Source organism: Propionicimonas sp., from assembly GCF_049840635.1.
Classification (GTDB): domain Bacteria; phylum Actinomycetota; class Actinomycetes; order Propionibacteriales; family Propionibacteriaceae; genus Propionicimonas.
Genome location: NZ_JASGKL010000004.1, coordinates 324,613 through 337,966, shown reverse-complemented (window position 1 = coordinate 337,966; position 13,354 = coordinate 324,613). Strand labels below are relative to the sequence as shown.

Annotated in this window: 13 protein-coding genes; 1 reads left to right on the top strand and 12 read right to left on the bottom strand. The window is 70.2% G+C overall.

What is annotated here, in order from left to right; all coding sequences use genetic code 11:
• Positions 1 to 114 precede the first annotated feature (114 nt).
• Entirely contained in the window at positions 115 to 1,020 is a 906-nt protein-coding gene (locus QM779_RS01780) for a LysR family transcriptional regulator (protein ID WP_428530708.1), read from the top strand.
• 59 nt (positions 1,021 to 1,079) lie between these two features.
• Here the strand turns inward: QM779_RS01780 and QM779_RS01775 are convergent, their stop codons facing one another.
• The 12 genes from QM779_RS01775 to QM779_RS01720 form a co-directional block, all read right to left on the bottom strand.
• Entirely contained in the window at positions 1,080 to 2,033 is a 954-nt protein-coding gene (locus QM779_RS01775) for an alpha/beta hydrolase fold domain-containing protein (protein ID WP_428530705.1), read from the bottom strand.
• Positions 2,034 to 2,138: 105 nt separating this feature from the next.
• Entirely contained in the window at positions 2,139 to 3,608 is a 1,470-nt protein-coding gene (locus QM779_RS01770; protein WP_428530702.1) for a PTS transporter subunit EIIC, read from the bottom strand.
• 76 nt (positions 3,609 to 3,684) lie between these two features.
• Positions 3,685 to 4,785 carry a neutral/alkaline non-lysosomal ceramidase N-terminal domain-containing protein gene (locus tag QM779_RS01765; protein ID WP_428530699.1) on the bottom strand — a complete coding sequence of 367 codons (1,101 nt, stop codon included), beginning with the start codon at positions 4,783 to 4,785 and terminating at the stop codon, positions 3,685 to 3,687.
• A complete protein-coding gene (locus tag QM779_RS01760) occupies positions 4,782 to 5,945 on the bottom strand; it encodes a hypothetical protein (protein ID WP_428530696.1) in 1,164 nt (387 codons plus the stop codon). Before QM779_RS01760 ends, QM779_RS01765 begins: the two co-directional genes overlap by 4 nt.
• A gap of 2 nt (positions 5,946 to 5,947) precedes the next feature.
• Positions 5,948 to 7,024: an amidohydrolase family protein gene (locus QM779_RS01755; protein WP_428530693.1), complete on the bottom strand. Its 1,077-nt coding sequence runs from the start codon at positions 7,022 to 7,024 to the stop codon at positions 5,948 to 5,950.
• Between the two features lie 108 nt (positions 7,025 to 7,132).
• Complete coding sequence (locus tag QM779_RS01750; RefSeq protein ID WP_428530690.1) at positions 7,133 to 7,609, bottom strand: PTS sugar transporter subunit IIA; 477 nt, start codon at positions 7,607 to 7,609, stop codon at positions 7,133 to 7,135.
• Positions 7,610 to 7,866: 257 nt separating this feature from the next.
• Positions 7,867 to 8,469, bottom strand: coding sequence for a nuclear transport factor 2 family protein (locus QM779_RS01745; protein WP_428530687.1), 603 nt, complete (start codon positions 8,467 to 8,469; stop codon positions 7,867 to 7,869).
• Positions 8,466 to 9,731, bottom strand: a complete 1,266-nt coding sequence (locus QM779_RS01740) for a hypothetical protein (RefSeq protein ID WP_428530684.1) — start codon at positions 9,729 to 9,731, stop codon at positions 8,466 to 8,468. The genes QM779_RS01745 and QM779_RS01740 overlap by 4 nt, the downstream gene beginning before the upstream one ends.
• Entirely contained in the window at positions 9,728 to 10,966 is a 1,239-nt protein-coding gene (locus QM779_RS01735; protein WP_428530681.1) for a neutral/alkaline non-lysosomal ceramidase N-terminal domain-containing protein, read from the bottom strand. Before QM779_RS01735 ends, QM779_RS01740 begins: the two co-directional genes overlap by 4 nt.
• Entirely contained in the window at positions 10,963 to 11,550 is a 588-nt protein-coding gene (locus tag QM779_RS01730; protein WP_428530678.1) for a MarR family winged helix-turn-helix transcriptional regulator, read from the bottom strand. The genes QM779_RS01735 and QM779_RS01730 overlap by 4 nt, the downstream gene beginning before the upstream one ends.
• Complete coding sequence (locus tag QM779_RS01725) at positions 11,547 to 12,407, bottom strand: carbohydrate ABC transporter permease (protein WP_428530675.1); 861 nt, start codon at positions 12,405 to 12,407, stop codon at positions 11,547 to 11,549. Before QM779_RS01725 ends, QM779_RS01730 begins: the two co-directional genes overlap by 4 nt.
• The gene (locus tag QM779_RS01720; protein WP_428530672.1) at positions 12,404 to 13,351 is read right to left on the bottom strand and encodes a carbohydrate ABC transporter permease; all 948 of its coding nucleotides are present in this window, start codon (positions 13,349 to 13,351) and stop codon (positions 12,404 to 12,406) included. The genes QM779_RS01725 and QM779_RS01720 overlap by 4 nt, the downstream gene beginning before the upstream one ends.
• Between the last annotated feature and the right edge of the window lie 3 nt (positions 13,352 to 13,354).

The following is a 13,354-nucleotide window of genomic DNA, read 5'->3' as shown; positions in this document are numbered from 1 at the left end:
ACCCCGCCATGAGGGGGATTCGCGCGGGTCCCCCCGGACACCACTTCCCCTCGGGTCCCGTGGGTCCTGATGCGTCCGGATCGGCCAGAGAGCGACGAGACCTAGGATGCACCCGTGGACATCAGGCACATCAAGGAGTTCGCCGTCCTGGCCGAGGTGCAGAACTACCTCGAGGCGTCCGACCTGCTGTTCATCTCGCAGTCGTCGCTGTCCAAGCACATCAAGGCCCTCGAGGCCGAACTGGGTGCACCGTTGTTCGACCGGTCCACCCGCCACGTGAGGCTGAACGAGGCCGGCGCGGTGTTCCTCGAGTTCGCCAGGCAAGTGGTCGCGCTGCAGTACCAGACCGCGACACGCATCCGCACGATGACCAGCCAGCGCGCCTATGCCCTCACGATCGGCTCGATCCCCGTGATGGCGCCCTACGGGATTCTGGACGCGATCGCCGCCTTCCGCCGCGAGAACGCCGATTTCTCCGTGAGCCTCATCGAGGGGGACGCCAAGGCACTGAAGGACGCGCTGCGCAGGAACGAGTGCGAACTCGCGTTCATCCGTGACGACGGCGAGGACGACCCGACCTTCTCCAAGATCCCGTTCGCGCAGGACGCACTCGCCGCGGTGTTGCCGGCCACCCACGCGCTGGTCGGACGCAAGACCGTCCGGCTGACCGAACTGGCGCAGGAGGACTTCATGCTCCTCTCCCCCGGCTCGCTGCTCCACGAACTCAGCGTGAAGGCCTGCGAGGACGCGGGTTTCGAGCCCAAGGTCGTGTTCACCGGCCAGCGGGCCGAGAACATCCTCGACCTGGTCAGCCAGGGCATGGGCGTCGGCCTGCTGATGCGGAAGGCGGCCAAGCGCCTGGTCCGGGACAGGGTGGCGATCATCGAGGTCGTTCCGCCGGTCACCACCTTCGTCAAGATCTACTACCGCTCCGACCAGCAGCTCTCGCCCACAGCGCGCCACTTCATCGACTCGGTCATCGTGAACCAGACGATCACCAGTTCCCGCTCGGAGGCCTGACGCCGGAGGCCGCGCTCCGGGCACGATCCGGGCCGCCTCGGACGCCGCGTCGACGTCGGTCAGGTCCCGGCCCCGTTCAGCCGGGCGCCCAGGAACGACCGGACGATTGACAGCACCGGCGGCGACCAGAACTCGGGGCCGCCGTGGTCGGCTCCGGCGAGCTTGTAGAAGCTGACCTCGTGGCCCGCGTCCCTCAGTGCCCGGGCGAGCAGGACGGACTGGCCGAAGGGGACGAACCGGTCCCGCCCACCATGGAAGACCAGGAACGGCGGCAGGGGCCGCATGTCGATGTGGTTCATGACGATCGTGGGAGCCACCAGGTCCGGTCGGCTCAGGACGTCGTGGCCGCCGATCAGCCTCCCTTCGGGGCTGTCCGGGGCGCGGTGGTCCTGGGTCGACGGTTCCTCGTTCATGCGGGAGATGTCCGTCGGCCCGAAGAAGTCAACGACTCCCCTGACCACCGGCGCCGGGGCGTCGGCCGGTTCGTCGGCGTACCCCGGGTCTCCGACGGTGAGCGCGGTGAGCATCGCCGTGTGGCCGCCGGAGGAGTCGCCCCACAGCACGCACGCGTCCCGCTCGATCCGGAACTCGGCGGCGTGCTCGTACAGGAAGGCGAGCGCCGTGCGCACGTCGCGCACCTGGGCGGGGAATGGGGCGACGTCGGACGGCCTGTACTCGACGATCGCGACCACGTAACCCCACGCCGCCACCCGGGCCAGAGCAGGGAGGTTCTGGCCGAGGTTCTGGGTGCGCCAGGCCGAGCCCTGCACGTACACCACGAGCGGGAAGGTCCATGCGGCGCCCTCGCGCGCGGCAGGTGGAAGGAGCAGGTGCAGGTGGAGCGTTGTGCCCTGCTTCTCCGCGAACGGCACCGAGAGCACCGCCTCCGGCAGCACTGCGGCCGCAGCTACGTCGAGCACCACCATGCCTTCCGTCTCTCGCAGCGACTCCGGAAAGTCGCCCGGTTCGCACGGAGCCGGCTGGATGAAGTGGTGGGTGGGTGTCCCGGTCATCGCTCTCCTCATGGCTGTCTCCCATGCACTACGGGCGGACCCGGGGGATGTCGTCCCACCGGGTCCGCCTGTTCACCCGCCTCTCGGTGGCGGGCGGTTGTGCGATCAGGCCTTCGCGATCGCGTCCTTCTTGTTCTTCAGCGAGAGCTTGAGGCCCTCGCCACCGTCCGCGTCCTTCTTCGGGCCGAGGATGAGCGCCGCGGCCATGGCGAGACCGAACGCGACCAGCGAACCGAGGATCATCCCGATGAACCCGCCGTCGATGCCGGCCGGGTTGATGAAGCCCGGGGCACCCAGCGGGCCGCCGGCGGTGAAGTTGTAGAGCTTGGCGCCGGAGAAGCCGGCGATCATGCCGCCCACACCCGCCGAAAGGAAGGTCGCCCACATCAGCTTCTGCCGCGGGATCAGGATGCCGTACAGGGTCGGCTCGTTCACCCCGAAGAACGTCGAGATCGCCGCGGTGATGTCCAGGCTGCGCTGCTCCACGTTCCGCGTCCGGATGATCACACCCACAGCCGCACCGAGGGACGCGAGCGCACCGGCGAAGATCAGCGGGTTGATGACGTCGTAGCCGTAGTTGGCGATATTGACGGCGAACAGCGGGATGACGCCCCAGTGCAGGCCGAACACCACCAGCAGCGACCAGAACGTGCCCAGCACCAGCCCGGCGATCCCCGGGTTCAAGGCCACCAGACCACCCACCAGCTGACCCAGCAGGTCCTGCAGCACGACCGCGACCGGGCCGATGACCAGCAGCGCCAGCGGCGCGGTGATCACCAGCGTCAGCAGCGGCACGAACAACGACTTCACCACCGCAGGAATCACCGTGTTCAGCCACTTGTCCAGCTTCGCGGCGAACCACACGATCACCAGGATCGGGATCACCGTCGTGGAGTAGGACTGCATGATCACCGGGATCCCGAAGAAGTCGGTGTAGATCTTCTGCTCGAAGATCGTGCCGGTGAAGATCGTGTACAACGGATCCGCCGACGTCAACGCCACCAGCGTCGGGTAGACCAGGATCGCACCCAGCGCGATGCCCATGACCTCCTTCAGCTTGAAGTGCCGCGCCGCCGACCAGCCCAGCACCACCGGGAAGAAGTAGAACACCGCATCACCGATCGCCGACAGGATCGTGTACGCGCCACTCGTCTTCGACATCCCCAGCCACATCGCGCAGATCACCAGGATCGCCTTGATCATGCCGCCGGCGATCAGCAGACCCATCACCGGCTGGAAGATCGCCGACACCATCGCCAGGAACTGCGCGACCGGCCCCTTCTTCTCCTCCACCGGCGCCGCGGTGGCCACCGCGGCGTCAGCCCCGCCCAGCGGGTACAGCTCCACCAGTTCGTTGTACACGTCCTCCACATGTGGGCCGATCACGACCTGGTACTGGCCGCCACGCTGGATCACGTCCAACACACCCTGCGTGGCCTTGATCGCCGCCGTGTCCGCGACGCTCTCGTCCTTCAACCGGAACCGCAACCGCGTCACACACGTGGTCAGGTCGTTCACGTTCTGGGTACCACCGATACTGGTCATGATCTTTCTGACCAGGGCTTCGTACTTCATTGTTCTTCTCCTCGGGTGTTCGGCGTCCGGCTCTGGACGCCTTCGGTTCTTGGGGTGGGGATGGGGTTCTCGCGGGTTACTCGTCCAGGCGGGACGCGGTCTGGATGAACTTGGCGACCAAGCGTTCTGGCTCTCCCTTCGGGACGCGGCTCGTGGTGGTCTCGAACGACAGCCCGTACTCGCTCGCCGGCATCCAGTAGGCGTAGTAGCCGTTGGTGTAGCCGGCCACGAGCGCGAGCTCGGGGTGGGTCTGCTTGAGCTGGGGCCCGAAGGCCGAGCCCAGCTCGCCGGGGAAGACGAAGAGGCGGAGCTCGCCCAGGTCGACCACCCAACCCAGCGCGTCGAGGTGGAAGTCGTCGTTGTGGACGGTGTGGAACAGCGTCTGGCACCGGATCGGCCCCAGCTCGACCGACCGGTCGAGCCGAATGGACGCGATCCGCTCGGCGAGCCCGGAGGAGACCCGTTCGAGCTCGGCGAAGTCCTGGCCCTGGCGCTGGTGGCGGTTGCTGCTGTCGCCGCCGGCCCCGTTGAGGACCAGCGGGTGGAACCCGAACGGCTCCGCCAGCTTCGCGGCGACCGCACCGGCGAGGTCTCCGGTGAGCTGGTCGTTGTCGGCCGGCAGAACGGTGGAGTGCACCGCCCAGTTGACGATGCCCGCCACCGGCGTGGAGTCGGCGTCCACGAACTCGACCACGATCACCTCGTTGTCGGCGGGCTCGCCCGGGTGATTGCGATTGCCGTAGTAGCCGAGGACGGTCTCGCGCCCGTAGCGGGCGGTGACGTCCTGCAACTCGGCCAGGCAGGTCACGTAGCTGTCCACGATCCAGCCGATGAGCTGGTCGTAGTAGGCCGGGTCGAAGCACCGCGTCCACCACGCACGGTGGTACTCGGCGATCGAGGAGTGGTCGTGGGTGGCCGCGATCAGCACGAGGTCGCGGTCGATGCCGAACTGCCCGGCCAGGAGCGTCTTGACCTCCTCGGCCATCGACAGCTCGACCTCGACCAGGTCCAGGGAGAGCAGGAAGGCCCGCTCCCCGTCCTGCTCGAACAGGAGGGCGTTGCCGAAGATGTGGTCGTGCACCTCCGCGGCCGGTGCGAGTCGGCTCTCGGCGCGGTAGCCGCCGAGGTGGAACTCGCCGCTGGGTGTCATGTCGAACCGGGCGCTGCCGACCTTCATGATGCGCTCCTCAGGGTCTGGGCGGTGAGCAGGTCGAGCGACGCGTCCACGACGGCGTCCGCCGCGCCCGGCCCGAACGCCGAGTGGGTGGCCGCCCACGTGCCGAGTGCGTGGGCCTCGTCGTCGGCGAGGTACTTCGCCCCGCCGTTGACCATGGTGCAGACGAACGTGACCGGCCACGGCGAGCCGAGCCGGACGCGGCTGCCGATTCCGCTGGTGAGTTCGGGACGCAGCGCGACCAGCGCCGCACCCCCGAGCACCAGAAGGTCGAGGTCGAGCGTCCGCTCGCCGTCCACGCCGGGGTAACGGAACGATGCGCGCGCCGCGTGCAGCCCGCAGACGGTCAGGTCGGCCACGCGGGCCGTGGCCAGCACGGCGTCCGCGAGGGCTGCTCCCCAGGCCGTGGATGCGGCATACGCGGCACCGCTCGCGTCCGGAAGGCCGGAGAGGTCCGGCGCCTGGTCGCCCATTGCACCGGGCAGGAAGATCGCCACGCCGCCGAGCGCGTCCTCCAGTGCGCGGGACGCCGCGCCCGTGCCGTCCGCGCTCACCAGCGCGTCCCCGGCGGCCTCGGTGAGGGAGGAACGGACGTCGAAGTTGTACAGCAGCACGATCGGGGCGCCGTCGAGGGCGTCGACGCGGATCACGCCGAGGGTGTGGTCGGAGAACCGGTCGGGGTTGGCGCCGGTCGTCCAGCCGCCCGGGCCGTCGATGTCGCGGTTGACGTTCAGCGGCTCGCTCGTGGTGGCGGCACCGACCAGGGCGTCGCGGAGCGTCTCGACAGCCTGCGCGACCGCGCGGGCGCAGGCGGCGTCGAGAGCCGCGCAGAACAGGTCGTTGCGCCGGGCCACGTCCGGGTCGGCGAGGGCCTGCGCGGAGCGGGTGTGGGGAGCGCTGAGGGTGTGGGTGACGCTGATCCAGACGTCCGTCCCCGCGACCCCGGCGACCCGGCAGATCCGGTCCCGCAGCCGGTCGAGCGCGTCGTCGCGCAGCGACGGCAGCTCGAGAGAGCAGATCACGTGCCGCAGGCCGTCAGGCCCCTCGAACACCGCGGCCCGGACGTGGATCGGGTCGTGGACGCCGACGAACCCGTCGATGGAGAAGATCCCGTCGGGGAACTCGATCGGGGCCGCTCCGGCCCCCGCGCGCAGGGTGGTCATGGTCAGGCCGCCTCGACCGGACCGGACGCGGCGCGGACGTCGGCGACCGGCAGCCGGTACAGCCGGGCGGCGTTGCCGCCGAGGATCAGGTTCTTGTCGGCCTCGGACAGCGCCAGCGAGCGGATGAAGTCGGGCCCGCCCGCCAGCCAGCGCGGATTGACCGGGTAGGAGGTGCCGAACACGACGTGGTCGGCGCCGAACACGCGCACCGCGCACTCCAGCTGGGCGGCACCCCACGGCTCGGCGTGGGACATCTCGAAGTACACGTGCTCGGTGAACTGCCGACGCACGGCGGAGGCGCTCTCGAAGCGCCCGTGGGAGTCGTTGGCCGCCGGCGCCGGGAACAGCAGGTTGGCCAGCGCGAAGAAGCCGCCGCCCAGCATCGAGTGCACGAGGGTCAGGCCGGGGTGCCGGTCGAACAGGCCGCCGAACAGCTCCCGTCCGATGGCCGTCGTCTGGTCGGCGCACCGCCCGTAGGAGCGGCGGAGGTTGGTGAAGTCGACCAGGCTGGCGTGGTCGACGGGGATCGGCGTGTGGTGGACGTAGGCGGTCAGCCCGAGCCGCTCGACCTCGGCGAGGAAGGGGGTGAACCGCGGCGCGTCCAGGTAGTCGCTGCCGTAGTGGGCGCTCAGCTGCACACCGGTGAAACCGAGGTCGTCGACGCAGCGGCGCAGTTCGGCCAGACAGTCGGGATCGCCCGACGGCGGCACGCAGGCCAGTGGGACCAGCCGCCCACCGCTGAGCCGGGACGCCTGCGCCATCCCGTCGTTGAACCGGCGGCACAGGTCCAGCGGCAGCCACTCCTGGGCGCCCGGGATCTTCAGCACGGCGTGGTCGACGCCGGCGGCGTCGAGGTCGGCCAGCTGGCGTTCCACGCGGTAGTCGCCCTGGCGGTAGTTGAGGTTCGCCTGTCCGGGCGGGTTCTCCAGCGAGATCTCCCTGATCCCGGTCTCGGGGTCGACGCGCAGAACTCCGGTCATTCCACAGCGCTGCTGCGCATTCTCGAAGAATGAATCCAGGAGGGACTGGTCCTCGAACATTTCTTCGGGGAACCAGTAGAGATTCGCGTCGATCACCATTGCTCAACCTTGTCGTCGGATGTCAACAACCCTAGGAGCCGGTGCCGCGCAGGTCGATTCCAATCGCTGCGGGATCTATTCCAGGACGGAATAGATCCCGCAGGGTCCTCAGCGCGCGAGGACGAGGAGGGCGTCGCCGGCGGCCACGTCGCCGGTCGCGACGGTGGTGATGCTGGCGTAGTCCGGGGAGTTCAGCACCACGACGATGGTGGTCGCCTCGTAGCCGGCGGCGCGGACGGCGTCGAGATCGACGGTGCCGAGAGTGGCTCCCGCGTCGACGACAGCACCCTGCTCGACCAGCCGCGAGAACCCTGCACCTTCCAGCTCGACGGTGTCGATTCCCACATGCACAAGCACTTCTGCGCCGTCGTGCGCCTTCAGGCCGAAGGCATGGCCCGTCGGGAAGGCCGTCACGACGGTTCCGGACACGGGCGCGACCAGCACGCCCCCGGATGGTTCGACAGCCACTCCCTGGCCCAGGACGCCACCAGCGAACACCGGATCGCTCACCTCGGCGAGCGGAAGGACGCGGCCCGCGACGGGAGCCTGGACGATGACGCCGGTCGACGGCGGTGTGACGGACATGACGGGTGGCCTCCTTGGCGCAGCTGGGCGGACGCGACGGTCGTCCAGGGTGGGAAATTCGGTGCGGGCCGCCGGCCCGCAGGTCGGCACTGGTCAGCAGTCGGGGAAGAATCCCGGACCACTCCTGAATACCACAAATCCCGCCGGTCGGAAAATCCGGCCACGAACATTCGCGGCACAGAATGCACCGTCCGGTACATCCTCCGACTATTTCCGGCCGCGGAGAAAGCTTCTTGCGCCGGCACCGGCCGGCTCCCCTACCCGGCAGCCACCCACGCGTCGGCGTCGGCGTAGCAGGCCTCGACGAGGTCGGGCCGGTCGACCCCCGGGAGGTCGTCCGACACCGTGTAGCCCACCTCACGGTTGAGGTACGTCAGGTGGCGGTACGAGGCGCGGCCGGCGGCCAACCGGGCGCGGTCCAGGTCGAGGACAGCCGCCCGGTCGACCGGATCGATCCGGTCCTTGATGTAGATGCTGTCGAAGCTTGTCAGCCGCCATTCGCCAGCCCGACGCTCCAGCAGGCACAGGAACCGGCACCAGGCGGTCAGGTCACACTCGACCCCGTGCAGCCGCGGACGGATCAGGATCTGGCCCGGGCTCTCCACCCACGCCCGATCCCCCACCACCGCGCACCGGGTCGGGCTGATCGTGTGCATCCCGCTGCCACCCTTGGCGCGCTCTCGCGACATCGCGATGAACTCGTCGCTGGTGCCGGCGAACCAGGTCACCCGCACCGACGCACCGGACCAGTACAGCCGCTCCATCCCGTCCCAGTCGCCGAGGTCGCGGGCCAGCCGCTCGCGCCGCACGATCGAGAACAGCTCGGTCTCCAGGCCGAGGTGGGGCGTGGTGGTGGTCATGTCGAGTCTCCTTGGTGGGGGTCGGGCCGGGCGGCGGCGTGGAGTTCGTGCAGGTGGACGCCGATGCGCCGGGTCAGCGCCTCCGCCGCGCCGCGCGCGTAGTGGGAGGACTGCGCCTCGTAGGTGAAGCGGTCGAAGGCCCCGGCGTCGGGCAGGTACTTCGCCGCGCCGTTGACCATCGTGGCGACGACGGTGTGCGGGAAGGGCGAGCCCTCCCTGAGCCGGCGTCCCGTGGCGGCGGACAGCTCCACCTGCACGCCGACAACGGCCACCTCGCCCAGGCCGAGCACCCAGTACGGCAGGTCGCGCGGCGGCTCCGGCCGGTAGGCGTGGACGCGGGTCGGCCGGATGTCCTGTCGAGGCGTGGCCCGCTGCCCGCCCACCCGAACCAGCCCCTCGTGGACGCGGAGGTCCGGCGCGCACGGCGCGGACGCGGTCGCGCGCCAGGCGGCCAGCGCCGCCTCCCCCAGCCGATCGCCGAGCCGCTCCGCGAGCAGGAACCCGCCTTCGTCCGGCGCGGAGTCGGTGAGGCCCACTCCCGCTGCGGCGGGGTTCGGCGCCTGGTCGCCGGCCGCGCCGATCAGGAAGCAGGCCACGGCCCCGGTCTCCGCCTCGATCCGCCGCACGGCGACCCCGGCGAGGTCGGCGCTGGCCGGACGGGCCGCGTCCCCCGGCACGTTCGTCGCCGAGGGCTGCACGGCATGGTTGACGAGCACCGCGATCGGGCGGGCGTCGGCGTCATCGAGGCGCACGACGACCAGCGTCGGGTCGGAGTAGCCGTCCGCGGACAGGCCGAGCGTCCAGCCGGCTGACGTCTCGACGTCGCGGTTCACGTTCACGTCCGAGCCGCCACACCCCACCCCGAGCGTGGCCGGACGCAGCGTCCGCACCGCGTCGTGCGTGGCGTCGGCGACCGCGGCGAACACGGCGAGCCGCGCGACCCTCATCCGCTCGGCCAGACCGGGGTCGTCAAGCGTGGCCGGATCGGCGAGGTGCGGCGCGGAGAACGTGTGGGTGACCGACACCACGACCTGGCGGTCAGCGACGCCGGCGATCTCGGCGATCACGTCCCGCACGCGCGCCAGCGGCTCGGGAGCGAGCGATGTCTGGTCGAGCACCGCCCAGACCAGCTGCTGCGTCCCGTCGAGGACGACCACCCGCACGAACAGCGGGTCGTGCGTGCCGGAGAAGCCGTCCAGGGGCCAGACGTCGTCGGGGTACCGGATCTCCGCACGACCGGCACCGGCTCGGAAACCGGTCATGACAAGGCAGCCTCGATCATGCCGGCCAGCCCGTCGACGATCGTGGACGCGGCGTGGCCCTGAACGATCGGGCAGCCGTCGGCCGCCTGGGTGCGCCGCAGGTACGACTCGTCCGTGGGCAGGTAGCCGATCCGGGCGTTCGCGTTGGTCACCACCAGCGTGGTGGCGAGCGGGGACGCGGTCGCGAGCGCCCGTGCGACGGGCACGGTGATCTCTCCGGACACCCCGGCCAGCGCTACCGGTCCCACGACCAAGCAGGTCAGGGTCAGGTCGACGGTCTCGACGTCGGCCTGCTCCATGCCCGGGGGGACCTCGAGGCGGCGGGCCGGGCACGGGATCACCCGGAGCGAGCCGGCCAGGCTCCGCACGGGCACGGGACGGGCGGCGTGCCGGACCAGCCGCACCGCCGTCGCGCCGAGCAGGAAGCCCTGCGCCTGCATCGCCGCTACAGCGAACGCCTCGTCGTGCGCGGCGTCGTCGGTCGGTGTGCCGAGCTGCACCTTGGGCGCCTGGTCGCCGAGAGCACCGGCGGTCCACAACGCAACCGTGTCCGGGCCCAGCTCGGCCTCCACGTGCGCGGCAGCGGCGCCGGCGAGGTCCCCGCTGACCTGGCGCACGCCCAGCATCACCGTCGAGTGCACGGCGTAGTTCAGGACGACGGCCACCACCGTCCCGTCCTCTGCGGTGAAGGAGACCGTGGTCAGGTTCTTGTCGGACGCGCCGTCGGGCTCGTAACCGAGCGTCCAGCGGCCGTCCACCCACGCCTCGCGGCAGACGTTCACGTCCACCGCCTCGGCACCGATCGCCATCGTCACCGGACGGACGGCCGCCCGGGCCCGCCCGATGACCTCGACGATCGCCTCATACACCGTCCGGGTGTAGGCCAGCGACTCCGGGGTGGGGATCCGCGCCTTTCCTCCGGGCGGCACCAGTCCGATCCGGGGGGCGTTGTGGTCGTGGGACGGGGCGAGCAGCACCCGGTCCGCGGGGATGCCCAGTTCGCGCTCGACGCGCGCACGCACCTCGCTGGTGTCGCCGACCTCGACCAGGTCCAGCGACACCAGGGCCGCGACGTCGCCGCCCACGTCCAGTACGAGCGCCCGCGCGTGCAGCCGGTCGTGCACGCCCAGGAAGTCCGGGCCGAAGGCATTCAGGCCGCCGAGGTCGGACGGCGTGATGTCGACCCGTGCTGCGCCCGCGCTCAGGGGGGACGGGAAGGGCTGGTTCCGGGTCACGCGATCGTCCTCTCCTCGTCCGGGTCGTCGGCGTCCCGGTGCCCGTCGCCTTCGTCGTGCCCGCCGTCGTCGCGGGGCTCCTGGACCAGCCCCTCGAGCCGGCGCAGCAGCTGGCGGAGCTCTCCGGCGAGGCGGGCCGCGTCCATCGCGGGCTGGTCGGGGCCGCCCTCGAGCGCCGCGGCCAGCACGGCCGTCCGGTCATGCCGGAACTCCTCCAGGACCCTGCGCCCCTTCTCTGTGGGGACGATCGTCACCCGGCGCGCGTCGTCGGGTGCCACCAGACGCTGCACCAGTCCTGAGTGGACGAGGCCCTTGAGCAGGTTGCTCACCGTCGAGCGGGCGACGCTGAGCGAGTCCGCGAGCTGCGCGGTGGTGAGGCCGTCGAAGCGGACGACCAGGCGCAGGATCGTCACCTGCGACTCGTTGCCGGGCAGCTCGAGCTCTGCGGCACGGCTGGCGCGCTTCATGGTCCGCCACAGGGCCGGCACGAGGTGCGCCAGCTGCTCGACCGGCGCGCTGGCCGGCCCGGGAACCGGCTCCCTGACCTCGTCCTCCGCTGGGAGGTTCCCCTGCTGGTCGCTCATCCGGTCAGGCCTCCCTCGGTCAGCCCGGACATCACCCGGCGCTGGAGCACAACGTAGGCGATCACGAGCGGCAGGCTGGTCAGGATCACGTGCATGAAGACCAGGTTCCAGCGCAGGCCGTACTGACCGACGTTCGCGAAGTTGTACAGCGTCAGCGGCAGGGTCGCGTTCCCCGTCCCCTTGATCATGTAGAGGGCGAAGAAGAAGTCGTTCCAGACGTTGATCACGGTCATCACCGCCGCGGAGAAGAGCACGGGACGCAGCAGCGGGAGGATGACGTGCCAGTAGGTCTGCCAGCGGTTCGCGCCGTCGACCTGGGCCGCCGCCTCGTAATCGGGCGAGAGGCCGCGGATGTAGCCCGTGGTCAGGAACACGATGACCCCGATCCGGGTGCCGAGCAGCGCCAGGATGTACCCCGCGGTCGAGCCGGTAAGCCCGGCCTTGGTGAGCAGCACCACCGTGGGCACCACCGCCGGCGGCAGGATGATGGACAGCGCGGTCAGGTAGTAGGCGGTCAGCAGCGTTCGCGACTTCGTGCGGGCGTAGGTCCAGGCCGACATCGACCCGAGCAGCAGCACGCCGAGCACCACCGGGACGGCGACGATCAGGCTGTTGCGCAGGCCGGTGAAGTAGCGGCCCTGGTCGATCACGATCTGGAGGTTCTCCCACAGCGCCCACTGGGTGGGCAGGGCGATGGTCGGGGTGGCGGCCTCTGCGTCCGTCTTCCACGAGTTGACCAGCAGGATCCAGAACGGCAGGACCACCCACGGGATCGCGACGATCGAGAGGACGAGGTAGCGGAGCCGGCGCCAGAGCGTGCCCCTGGACGTGACCCAGGTGCCCGTGTTGGTGATCATGCCTCGAGCTCCTGCTTGCGGAGGGCGCGGATCAGGGGGATCGCGACGATGATGACGAGGATCGCGATCATGAAGCTGAGCGCGCTCGACGTGCCGAACAGGCCCTGCCCGTACTGGCGGTAGACCGCCACGTTGAGGACGGACGTGGCGTCCCCCGGGCCGCCCTTGGTGGTGGCGAAGATCACATCCAGCGCGCTGAACGAGCCGACCAGCGTGATCACGATGTTGAAGGTGAAGGACGGGGCCAGCAGCGGCATCTCGACCAGCCGGAAGCGCCGCCAGGCGCCCGCGCCATCGAGGACCGCCGCCTCACTCAGCTGCCGCGGGATGCTGTTCAGCCCGGCGATGTAGACCAGGGTCACCAGCCCGACCCACTTCCAGCCGTCGATGAAGCCCACCGTCACCAGCGCCGTGCTCGGCGAGCCCAGCCACGAGTAGTCGAATCCGGGGACGAACAGGCCGATGAAGGCGTTGACGGGACCCTCGGGGGCGAGCATGGCCGACCAGATGTAGCCGGCCGCCAGCGGTGACATCAGCACCGGGATGAAGTAGATCGTCCGGAACACCGAGTTGGTGCGGTTCGTCTCCTGGAGTGCCTTCGCCAGCGCCAGGCCGACCACGTTCTGAACGACCATCGTCGTCACGGCGAACCCGATCGTGACCAGGGTCGCGTGGCCGAGAATCCCCAGCGAGATCAGGGACTGGAAGTTGTCCAGGCCGTTGAACCGGATCTGGCTGCTGAAGCCCGTCCACTTGGTGAAGGCGAGGATCGCGTTGGCCACGAAGGGGACGAGGAAGAAGAGCAGCACCAGCAGCATCGCCGGCAGGGCGAACCACAGCCGGTACGCCCGGCGCTGCCGCCCACGCGGCGAGCTCTCCTCTGAGAGCCCGCCGCGCGCCGCAGCGGTATTCGGCGAGGGGGTACCAGCACCCGTTGCAGACATGAT

Bases quoted from the DNA above. Each gene is read 5' to 3' on its own strand.
- QM779_RS01775 (WP_428530705.1), bottom strand. From the start codon at position 2,033: ATGACCGGGACACCCACCCACCACTTCATCCAGCCGGCTCCGTGCGAA.
- QM779_RS01770 (WP_428530702.1), bottom strand. From the start codon at position 3,608: ATGAAGTACGAAGCCCTGGTCAGAAAGATCATGACCAGTATCGGTGGT.
- QM779_RS01765 (WP_428530699.1), bottom strand. From the start codon at position 4,785: ATGAAGGTCGGCAGCGCCCGGTTCGACATGACACCCAGCGGCGAGTTC.
- QM779_RS01760 (WP_428530696.1), bottom strand. From the start codon at position 5,945: ATGACCACCCTGCGCGCGGGGGCCGGAGCGGCCCCGATCGAGTTCCCC.
- QM779_RS01755 (WP_428530693.1), bottom strand. From the start codon at position 7,024: ATGGTGATCGACGCGAATCTCTACTGGTTCCCCGAAGAAATGTTCGAG.
- QM779_RS01750 (WP_428530690.1), bottom strand. From the start codon at position 7,609: ATGTCCGTCACACCGCCGTCGACCGGCGTCATCGTCCAGGCTCCCGTC.
- QM779_RS01745 (WP_428530687.1), bottom strand. From the start codon at position 8,469: ATGACCACCACCACGCCCCACCTCGGCCTGGAGACCGAGCTGTTCTCG.
- QM779_RS01740 (WP_428530684.1), bottom strand. From the start codon at position 9,731: ATGACCGGTTTCCGAGCCGGTGCCGGTCGTGCGGAGATCCGGTACCCC.
- QM779_RS01730 (WP_428530678.1), bottom strand. From the start codon at position 11,550: ATGAGCGACCAGCAGGGGAACCTCCCAGCGGAGGACGAGGTCAGGGAG.
- QM779_RS01725 (WP_428530675.1), bottom strand. From the start codon at position 12,407: ATGATCACCAACACGGGCACCTGGGTCACGTCCAGGGGCACGCTCTGG.
- QM779_RS01720 (WP_428530672.1), bottom strand. From the start codon at position 13,351: ATGTCTGCAACGGGTGCTGGTACCCCCTCGCCGAATACCGCTGCGGCG.